This is a genomic window from Streptosporangium sp. G11 (assembly GCF_051192615.1).
Lineage (GTDB): Bacteria > Actinomycetota > Actinomycetes > Streptosporangiales > Streptosporangiaceae > Streptosporangium.
Genome location: NZ_JBPJUQ010000163.1, coordinates 1 through 8,128 on the forward strand (window position 1 = coordinate 1; position 8,128 = coordinate 8,128).

An 8,128-nucleotide genomic window follows, 5' to 3' on the forward strand; every position below is an offset into this window, starting at 1 on the left:
GCCTCGTCACGTACCTACCTCTTCCAGACTTCTGTCAGCTTATGTAGCTGACTGTCCGGAATCTGCTGGGCACCTCACGGCGAGCGCCAACGGCCAGTTGGCCGCGGCGACGTACCGGTGCCCGCCGGGCGGGCACGCGTACGAGCCGTTCGGCATCGGCGTGATGCTGGTCCGCGACGGCCGGATAACCGAGATCGTCGCATTCCACGAGCCGGCCCTGTTCCCGTCGTTCAACCTCCCACCCACCCTGGACCGATGAGGTTCTGCGGTGGATGCCGTCTCAGTACCGCACGAGGCAATCAGCCGGCAGAGGAGACAGCAGTGAACGACATCGAACCGCAGACCGCGAACGGCAAGGTGCTCTGGCACTTCACCATGTCCCTGGACGGGTTCGTGGCCGGGCCCAACCACGAGATGGACTGGATGATGACCGGCATCTCGCCCCAGCCGGGCCTGATCGAGGAGTACGTCGAGACCACCGGCGCGGTCCTGGGCGGCCGGCGCGGCTGGGACCACTTCCCGGATCCCCGCAACGTCTACGGCGGCGCCTGGACCGGCCCCATCTTCGTGCTCACCCATCATCCGGAGGACGCCAAGCCCGCCGACGGCGTCACATTCCTGGACTGTGACGTGGCCGAGGCGGTACGGATCGCGCTGGCCGCGGCCGGCGGCAGGAACGTCGAGGTGCTTTCGCCGACGATCGGTGGCCAGCTTCTCGAACGCGGGCTGCTCGACGAGATCAACCTGCACATCGCGCCCGTGCTGCTCGGCGACGGCATCCGGCTGCTGGACCTTCCCGGTGGCCGGCCGCACTACCTCCACCGGGTCGGTGCCGGCGACCCCATGGCCGAGCTGAGTGTGCGGTACCGGCCGGTCAGACCGTGACCGCGAGCGTCACCATGGCGACGGCGATCGGCACCCAGCAGGGTGCCGATCGCCAAACCCCGGGCACCAGGAACACCTCGAGGTAGGCGGGCAGGGCATTCGCGCCCCTGGCCTCGGCGGTGTCGGCCGACACGACGGCGAACAGGATCCAGGCGGCCTGAGCAGGGCGCAAGGCAAGACGAGTCCGGCCCCCGGGGGAACCTCCCCCGGGGGCCGTTTCCTGTGCTCGACCTGTTGCAGCCGGCGGCCCTGCGCCCGCACGACCGCCGTCCCGGCACCCGCGGTTCTGGCCATCCGCCCCTGGTGCGTCACCCGCCGGCCCGGCCCTGCGGCTTAGCGTTGTTTTTTCGCCGGAAACCACAGGCGGCTAGGCGGCTCGTTTGTCCTTGAACGTGGGCCGCACGGCCTTCGCAGGGTTCTCGCGGGCTGGAGTCAGCGAAAAGTCAGCGAAAGCCGCCCGAGCAGCGCACGGTGTTCTCGCTGAGAGTTCGATCCCGCGGAAATGCGTACTCCGAACAAGTTGTCCGCCTCCCACGCGAGGGTGAGTGAGATCACCGCGTTTGCTTCATAGGTCACCGGTCGGCTGTCCAGATACTTCAGGGAAAGATTCCCTGCCTCGGGACGCAAACCATGGCCGGTACCGCCGGTGTCCCCAGTGATGCTCTGAGCGGCATCGAGGGCCGGAGCATATAGGTGGAAGACCATGCGGCGAGGTTGGTGGGATCGCTGGACGCCAGAGACATGAAAGATCGTCCAGGTGGTCGGTCGCTGCGGATAATCCTGTTCGGCGACCCGGAGTGATCCGAACCCGCCGAGCGGAGGAGATGACCATGAGTGGTGTGACGGCAGATGATTATCGCTGGTTGGAAGAGTTCGGTTACCGCTTTGACGACGGCTTCTGCTTCACCTTCGTACAAACCCTCGACTCTCAGGAAGTGCTGCGCCGCCTACGCGCCGTGGACGACCCCGACCACATCGGCCCAGGCGGCATCGAGGTTGGGCCCGCACCTGGGGGAACCATCATGATCGAGTGGGGAGGCTACGCCGGCATCATGCGAGACGTGGTTCGCGACTTGTCGGCTGGCGCGGTCATCGCCAGCGTTAAACGCAACGTCAACTGGAAGGCCACGTTCCTTTACGCCGTCGACGGCGAGGTGCGCGCCGGTGGAGATTGGAGTTCGCGTCGCTGGGCATAGCGACGTCGGCTCTGGGCTGGGTGCGGCGACAAGGTGATCTGAAGTGCGGGTTATGGGGCGGGTGGTGGCCTGCTTCGGTCCGTGAGCGGCGAGCGGTCGAAGCGCTCTGCTGGGATCTCGAAGATGTCGGCGGATGTGTCGGGCTCGTCTGGGGCTGGTGGATGTGGCGCCACTGGTCGAGGAAGTGGTCGTTGGCGACGGTGACGAGCGCCGTCAGCCGGACCACCATGCTGGCCTTCTCGGCGTTGGGAACACGGACGCGCTCGCGACGAGCCACCGGATGTCACGGCCCGACATCGGGTTGGCGATGACGCCGACCGTGGCGTCGGCCACCAGCCGGTGGTGGCTCACCCGCCAGCCGTTGGCGTGCTGCTCACCCATCGCCTTCCCTGCCCGCCGCCGTCGCGCGTGCCATCTACGGGATACGCGTTTCCGCAGCCGCCGACAAGGGTCACGATCGTCATCTGACAAGACCTGCCTGATTCCTCCGGCTTGACGCATGCCGATATAGGCATATGATGGCGTCCATGGCACGAGCAGCGACGACGTCGGACGTTTTCAACGCGATCGCCGAGCCGCAGCGCCGGGAGATCCTGGTGCTGCTGCGGGCGGGTGAGCGGCCGGTGACCGAGTTGGCCCAGGAGCTGGGGATGACCCAGCCGGGGGCGTCCAAACACCTGCGGGTGCTCCGGGAGGTCGGGCTGGTGCGAGACCGCAAGGCAGGCAAGCAGTGCCTGTACAGCCTTGACGCCCGCGGGCTGCGATCGGTCCACGAGTGGACCGGCGGGTTCGAGCGGTTCTGGAACGAGAGCTTCGACCGGCTGGACGCGTACGTGCAGGACCTCAAACAGGCAAGGCAGAAGGAGTGACCGATGGCAGTGACAGGACGGGACGCGCCGGCGCAGTCAGCGACGGCCGACCGCGAGATCGTGATCTCCCGGGTCATCAGTGCCCCACGGGAGCTGGTGTTCGAGGCGTTCACCGAAGTCCGGCACCTGTCGCGATGGTGGGGACCGGAGGGGTTCACCACCACCACGCGGGCGTTCGAGTTCCGCATCGGCGGGGAGTGGGACTTCGTGATGCACGGACCGGACGGGACGGACTACCAGGAGTGGATCTCCTGGACCGAGATCGCCCCGCCGGAGCGGATCGCGCTGCTGCACGGTGAGTCCCGCGGCGACCCGAACGCCTTCGAGTCGGTCCTCACGTTCGCGCCTGACGGCGCGGCGACCCGGATCGAGATGCGCACGGTGTTCCCCACCAAGGAGCTGCGCGACGAGGCGGTCGAGAAGTACCACGCGATCGAGGGCGGCCAGCAGACCCTGAGCAACCTCGCTGCCTACGTCACCGAGATCGTTCGGAAGGGAGTTGAGGACTGATGGCCGGAAAGGTGTTCTTCAGCGTGTCCATGTCGCTGGACGGCTTCATCGCGCCGGAGTCGCTGGAGGGGTTCATCTCGCCTGAGCGGCAGGACGACCCGCAGCTCCAGCGCTGGGCGGCACAGTGGATGGAACTGCAGCAGTGGATATTCCCGCAGCGGTTCTTCCGGGAGAACCTGAAGCTCGGCGAGGGCGGCGAGGAAGGGCGCGACAACGACATCGCGCGGGAGACGTTCGAGCGCACCGGCGCGAGCGTGATGGGCAAGCGCATGTTCGACGGCGGCGAGCAGGCGTGGCCGGAGGAGGCGCCGTTCCACACGCCGGTCTTCGTCGTGACGCACGAGAAGCGTGACCCCTGGGAGCGGCCGGGGGGAACCACCTTCCACTTCGTCAACGACGGCATCGAGACCGCGCTCGACCAGGCCCGCGAGGCCGCCGACGACCGAGACGTCCGCATCGCGGGCGGCGGCGCGACGATCCTGGAGTACGTGAACGCCGGCCTGATCGACGAGTTCTCGATCGCGCTCTCACCCGTGTTGTTCGGCTCCGGAATCCGCCTGTTCGAAGGCGTGGACGCGGGCCGCGTGGCCCTGGAGCCGGTCCGCGCGGAGCCGACGCAGCGGGTGACCCACCTGACCTACGCAGTCCGGGAGCGGTAACTGTCTCGACCTCAGCGTTTCCCCGCCGAGGTCAGCAGCGCGGTGAGACCTTCGGCGCTCTGAGCGTCAGGAAGGGCGAGCGTTCGGGACGCGATCTCGGCCGCACGCTCCTCCGAGAGGGACCTCACGGTGTTGTCGTGGAACTTCCTCGCCAGCTCGGGCTTCGCCGGCGAGGCGTCGTGCTGTTCTTGTCAAGATGTCCGTAGGCCGTGCTGCGCGGAACCCCGAAGAGGTCGGCGATCTGCTGGATGGTCTTGGTCCGGGCGTCATACAGCTGCCGAGCGAGCGCGGCCTGATCGGCGGTGAGCCGGGGCCGGCGGCCGCCGACGCGGCCGCGGGCCCGGGTGGCCAGGCCGTCGTTGGTGTTGGCCACGATCAGCTCACGCTGCGGCTCGGCCAGCACGCTGAGCATCCCGAACATCGCCCGGCCCTCCATCGTGTCGGTGTCGAGGCCCTGCTCGATCACGTGCAGACCGATCCCGCGCATCCGCAACTCGGCGCCGAGGGTCACCAGGCGCAACACCCAGCGCGACAACCGGTCCAGCCGGGTGGCCTTCGACGTGTCGCCCGAGCGGAGCATCCGCAGCACGATGTCGAACCGCGGACGGGAGGCCTTCGCGCCACTGGCGCGATCAAGGTAGACGTTGTCCCGCTCGACCCCAGCCCGCAGCAAGGCGTCGATCTGGTGGTCAGGGTTCTGGTCAGCGGTCGAGACCCGCGCATAGCCGAAGAGCGTGTGTCGGAATGCAACTGACGACCGTTCACCGACGTTGGTTTTCGACACAAGTCATCGACAGTGACTACCTGCGGGTTCGTATTCGGCTACGCATGTGTCGACAAACCTTCTAATCCCGACAACCCTTGGTCGGTGCGGCAATACACCGGGCATGCCCGGGCGGGCCGGGGTCTGAGGGTCAGTCGCCCTGCGGCTTGCGCCGGTCGGGGTTGAGGCGGACGGCGAGGTTCTCCAGTTCGACCTTGCGGCCGGTGCCGCTGCGTAGCTCGACCTCGACTGGTGATTCGGTGCCGTGCTCGAAGTAGAGCAGCGGCGGACGCCCGTCCTGCAGGTACTTGTTGCCCCACTGCATCAGACTCATCACGGCGGGCAGCAGGTCGCGGCCCATGTCGGTGAGCACGTACTCCTCGCGGGTGCGGCCGCCCTCGTCCCGGTAGGGACGCTTGGCCAGCAGCCCTGCCTCGGTGAGGTGCCTGAGCTGCCCGGCCGCGACCCGGTCGGTGAGACCGGTGCGCCGGGCGAAGGCGCTGAAACGGGTGGTGCCGTAGTAGGCCTCGCGCAGGATCAGCAGCGACGACCGGGTCCCGACGATCTCCAGGGCCTTGACCAGCGAGCAGCCGTCGGTCTTCCATGCGCCGAGGTCCGCCAGCGGTCCCTCCATCACAGCAGCCATGGAACCATGCTACCCGCCATGGCTTCACCTATGTATAGTCAGCGCCAGGCTGGCTATACATAAGGGTAGCCAGATGGATGAGAGGTCCCCCCATGCCCGAACCCACGTTGACGGCCCTGGCGCCACCCCGGCACGTCCGGCCCGGCGCCGTCACCTTCGTGCTGTGCGCGGCCGCGTTCATGGCGATGCTCGACGTGTTCGTGGTCAATGTCGCCTTCACCAGCATCGGCGCCGCCTACCGGGGCTCGAGCCTGGCCAATCTCAGCTGGGTTCTGAACGGCTACACCATCGTGTACGCGGCGCTGCTGATCCCGGCCGGGCGGCTGGCCGACCGGCACGGCCGCAAGACCGCCTTCCTGGCCGGCCTCGCCCTGTTCACCGTCGCCAGCGCGGCCTGCGCGGCGGCCCCGTCCCTGTGGTGGCTGGTGACCTTCCGGGGGTTGCAGGCCGCCGGAGCCGCGGCGCTCACCTCGGCCAGCCTCGGCCTGCTGCTCACCGCCCTGCCCGCCGAACGGCGCACCGGCGCGGTGAAGATCTGGGCCACCACAAGCTCCTTCGCCGCCGCGATCGGCCCGGTCGCAGGGGGAGCGCTGGTGCAGCTGTCCTGGCAGTGGGTGTTCCTGATCAACGTGCCCATCGGGATCGCGGTGATCGCCGCCGCCTGGCGGCTGATCCCCGACACCGGCGTTGCCTCTCCGGTCCCGATGCCCGACCTGCTCGGTGTGGCAGTGCTGGCCGCGGCGGTCGGCGCCCTGTCGCTCGGCCTGGTCCAGGGCGGCGCGTGGGGCTGGGCGAACGGTCCGACGATCGCGGTGCTGGCCGCCGCGGCCGCCGGGATCGGCGTGTTCGCCCGCCGAACCGCGCGGCACCCGGCCCCCGTCATCGACCCCGCTCTGCTGCGGGTGCCGTCCTTCGTGTGGGCCAACGCCACCGCCCTGGTGTTCTGCACGGCCTTCGGCGCGGCCTTCCCCGCCATCGTGCTCTGGCTGGAGCACGCCGCCAGGTACAGCGAGATCCAGACCGGCCTGGCGATCGTGCCGGGGCCGCTGATGGTGCCGCTGTTCGCCGTCGTCGGGCAGCGCCTGGCCCGGCGCGTCCCGGTCGGCGCCCTGATCGCCGTGGGCAACCTGCTGTTCTGCGCCGGCGCGCTGCTGCTTGCCGCCGGAACCTCCGCAGATGTTCGCTACACCACGCAGGTGCTGCCCGGCTGGATCGTCATCGGCGTCGGGATCGGGCTGGCCCTGCCCACCATGATCGCCGCCGCCACCGCGGGCCTGCCGCCCGCCCAGGCCGCCACCGGCAGCGGCGTGGTCAACACCAGCCGCCAGCTCGGCTACGTCCTGGGTGTGGCGATCCTCGTCGCCGTTCTCGGCACCCTCGACCTCCCCGCTACGCACCTGCAGGAGGCCTTCCGGCACGGCTGGTGGTTCATCGCCGGCACCGCCGCCCTCAGCGCCGCTACCGCTCTCGGCATCACCCCGCTCCGGAGGACCCGCCCGTGACCACCGCGACCCTTCCCGCGCACCGCACACCTGGTCTCACGATCCGCCCCTGCCGGCCCGCCGACGTCCCCCTTGTCCGTGGGCTGTCAGACCACGCCTCGGCCACCAGCCTCTACCACCGCTTCTTCGTCGGCTCACCCCGCATCCCCGCCGGCTACCTACGCTCCCTGCAAACCGTCGACCACTGGAACCGCGAGATCCTCCTGGCCATCCCCGACAGCGGCGATCACACCGTCGCGATCGCCGAATACGTCCGCGACCGCACCGACCCCCGCACGGCCGAGATGGCCATGCTGGTCGCCGACGCCTGGCAGCGGCACGGCCTGTCCCGACTGCTCATCGACGCCCTCGGCGAACTCGCCCACGCCCGCGGCATCACCCACTTCACCGCCGAAACCCTGCCCGACAACCAGGCGGCACAGGCCGCGATCCTGCGGCACCGCCCCGGCGCCCTGACCACCCACCACGGCGACAGCCTCCTGTTCCACATGCCGGTCCTCGCCCAAACCCCCCGCGAAGTGCCCCAATGAGACCCACCGAACGCACAAGCCATCCCTCACCCGGTCATGAGACAGAAGGCCACGACAGCAAGCAGAGCCTCAACCCCAAACGAAGACCCACTTCGGGGCTGGGACCACCTTCGGGAGCGGAGGGGCCCGGTCAGACCGCAGCGGCTCTCATTGATTCGCAACCGGCCTCCAAGGGCAGCCGGAGATCCTTTCGTGTCTGACGACGAAAGGAGATGACTGCATGAACAAGAAACGCAAGGCCGTAATGGTCATTGCCGTGGTCTTCTCGGTCGGCGCCGCGAGCTTGATCAGCGCCGGTCCCGCCGCGGCCATGCCGCCGAACTGCGACTTCTATGTGTGCGAGGAGCCGGATGGTGGCGGGGGAGGCGGCACCACCACCGGCGGTGGCGGTGGCGGAGGTGCGCCGCCACCGCCCCCCGGTGGCGGGAGCCCCGACGGCGGGACAGGCGGTGGCGGGCGATACCCCGAGACGCCACCCCTGGATAATCTGAGAGCAATGCTTGAGACCTGTGGATCGGCCGGGAAGGGGTGTACCTTCCCGATGATCATGTGATCTCAAGCATGACCG

Annotated in this window: 13 protein-coding genes and 1 pseudogene; 9 read left to right on the forward strand and 5 right to left on the reverse strand. The window is 68.7% G+C overall.

Going from position 1 to position 8,128, the window contains the following annotated elements:
• Both ACSDR0_RS48310 and ACSDR0_RS48315 read left to right on the forward strand, forming a co-directional pair.
• Positions 1 to 259, forward strand: a pseudogene (locus tag ACSDR0_RS48310) (hypothetical protein); the annotation flags it as partial.
• Positions 260 to 321: 62 nt separating this feature from the next.
• A complete protein-coding gene (locus tag ACSDR0_RS48315; protein ID WP_435295730.1) occupies positions 322 to 885 on the forward strand; it encodes a dihydrofolate reductase family protein in 564 nt (187 codons plus the stop codon).
• On the opposite strand, the gene ACSDR0_RS48320 is transcribed toward ACSDR0_RS48315, so the two are convergent.
• On the reverse strand, positions 875 to 1,057 hold the full coding sequence (locus ACSDR0_RS48320; RefSeq protein WP_435295731.1) for a hypothetical protein: 183 nt from the start codon (positions 1,055 to 1,057) through the stop codon (positions 875 to 877). The genes ACSDR0_RS48315 and ACSDR0_RS48320 overlap by 11 nt on opposite strands.
• Positions 1,058 to 1,317: 260 nt before the next feature.
• Positions 1,318 to 1,590 carry a hypothetical protein gene (locus ACSDR0_RS48325; protein WP_435295732.1) on the reverse strand — a complete coding sequence of 91 codons (273 nt, stop codon included), beginning with the start codon at positions 1,588 to 1,590 and terminating at the stop codon, positions 1,318 to 1,320.
• Positions 1,591 to 1,715: 125 nt separating this feature from the next.
• On the opposite strand from ACSDR0_RS48325, the gene ACSDR0_RS48330 reads away from it, so the two are divergent.
• The gene (locus ACSDR0_RS48330; RefSeq protein WP_435295733.1) at positions 1,716 to 2,081 is read left to right on the forward strand and encodes a DUF6461 domain-containing protein; all 366 of its coding nucleotides are present in this window, start codon (positions 1,716 to 1,718) and stop codon (positions 2,079 to 2,081) included.
• A gap of 213 nt (positions 2,082 to 2,294) precedes the next feature.
• On the opposite strand, the gene ACSDR0_RS48335 is transcribed toward ACSDR0_RS48330, so the two are convergent.
• A complete protein-coding gene (locus ACSDR0_RS48335; RefSeq protein ID WP_435295734.1) occupies positions 2,295 to 2,462 on the reverse strand; it encodes a hypothetical protein in 168 nt (55 codons plus the stop codon).
• A gap of 146 nt (positions 2,463 to 2,608) precedes the next feature.
• Between ACSDR0_RS48335 and ACSDR0_RS48340 the strand changes: the two genes are divergently transcribed.
• The 3 genes from ACSDR0_RS48340 to ACSDR0_RS48350 are packed head-to-tail and all read left to right on the forward strand — an operon-like array spanning position 2,609 to position 4,119.
• Positions 2,609 to 2,950 (forward strand): ArsR/SmtB family transcription factor, encoded by a 342-nt coding sequence (locus ACSDR0_RS48340; protein ID WP_435295735.1) that lies wholly within the window; start codon positions 2,609 to 2,611, stop codon positions 2,948 to 2,950.
• A 3-nt stretch (positions 2,951 to 2,953) separates the two neighbouring features.
• A complete protein-coding gene (locus tag ACSDR0_RS48345) occupies positions 2,954 to 3,460 on the forward strand; it encodes an SRPBCC family protein (RefSeq protein WP_435295736.1) in 507 nt (168 codons plus the stop codon).
• Positions 3,460 to 4,119, forward strand: coding sequence for a dihydrofolate reductase family protein (locus ACSDR0_RS48350; RefSeq protein WP_435295737.1), 660 nt, complete (start codon positions 3,460 to 3,462; stop codon positions 4,117 to 4,119). Before ACSDR0_RS48345 ends, ACSDR0_RS48350 begins: the two co-directional genes overlap by 1 nt.
• A gap of 124 nt (positions 4,120 to 4,243) precedes the next feature.
• Here the strand turns inward: ACSDR0_RS48350 and ACSDR0_RS48355 are convergent, their stop codons facing one another.
• Together ACSDR0_RS48355 and ACSDR0_RS48360 are read right to left on the reverse strand one after the other, a co-directional pair.
• Complete coding sequence (locus tag ACSDR0_RS48355; protein ID WP_435295738.1) at positions 4,244 to 4,903, reverse strand: recombinase family protein; 660 nt, start codon at positions 4,901 to 4,903, stop codon at positions 4,244 to 4,246.
• Positions 4,904 to 5,033: 130 nt separating this feature from the next.
• The gene (locus ACSDR0_RS48360; RefSeq protein WP_435295739.1) at positions 5,034 to 5,528 is read right to left on the reverse strand and encodes a winged helix-turn-helix transcriptional regulator; all 495 of its coding nucleotides are present in this window, start codon (positions 5,526 to 5,528) and stop codon (positions 5,034 to 5,036) included.
• Positions 5,529 to 5,620: 92 nt separating this feature from the next.
• On the opposite strand from ACSDR0_RS48360, the gene ACSDR0_RS48365 reads away from it, so the two are divergent.
• From ACSDR0_RS48365 to ACSDR0_RS48375, 3 genes are all read left to right on the forward strand, one after another.
• Positions 5,621 to 7,030 (forward strand): MFS transporter, encoded by a 1,410-nt coding sequence (locus tag ACSDR0_RS48365; RefSeq protein ID WP_435295740.1) that lies wholly within the window; start codon positions 5,621 to 5,623, stop codon positions 7,028 to 7,030.
• The gene (locus ACSDR0_RS48370) at positions 7,027 to 7,560 is read left to right on the forward strand and encodes a GNAT family N-acetyltransferase (RefSeq protein ID WP_435295741.1); all 534 of its coding nucleotides are present in this window, start codon (positions 7,027 to 7,029) and stop codon (positions 7,558 to 7,560) included. The genes ACSDR0_RS48365 and ACSDR0_RS48370 overlap by 4 nt, the downstream gene beginning before the upstream one ends.
• A 220-nt stretch (positions 7,561 to 7,780) precedes the next feature.
• Positions 7,781 to 8,113, forward strand: coding sequence for a hypothetical protein (locus ACSDR0_RS48375; RefSeq protein ID WP_435295742.1), 333 nt, complete (start codon positions 7,781 to 7,783; stop codon positions 8,111 to 8,113).
• Positions 8,114 to 8,128 lie beyond the last annotated feature (15 nt).